Source organism: Hungatella sp. SL.1.14, from assembly GCF_024460495.1.
In the GTDB taxonomy this organism is placed as follows: Bacteria; Bacillota; Clostridia; order Lachnospirales; family Lachnospiraceae; genus Hungatella; species Hungatella hathewayi.
This window is the reverse complement of sequence record NZ_JANFYJ010000446.1, coordinates 1-294: the sequence shown is the minus strand read 5'-3', so window position 1 is coordinate 294 and position 294 is coordinate 1. Positions and strand designations below refer to the sequence as shown.

Annotated in this window: 1 protein-coding gene; it reads right to left on the bottom strand. The window is 51.4% G+C overall.

Annotated elements, in window-relative coordinates:
- Window positions 1–26 precede the first annotated feature (26 nt).
- Window positions 27–294: hypothetical protein (locus tag NE473_RS31765; protein WP_256265694.1), on the bottom strand; the 268-nt coding region annotated here is incomplete at its 5' end.

The window sequence follows — 294 nt, the reverse complement described above, 5'->3', positions numbered from 1 at the left end:
CTTCCTTTTCCGAGGCTCGCAGGAACTTAAGTCGGAAGGCAGGAAAAAAGGGGGGCGAAAGTTGGCCTCAAAGCCAACTTTCGAGCGCATACGGAGGAGAAGTCCTTCAGGAGTTCTCCGTAGTTTGCAGCGATCCGCCCTTTTTTCCTGCCTTCTGGCTTTAGTTCCTGCCGCCGAGGAAATGAGAAGTCTGCGCGCTTCCCTGCCTCCCCCTCTCCCTCCCACAAGAATTTGGGCTGTGTATTGGCTCCACTAGTAAAAAAACAAAAACCATACAACAACAACAACAACAAC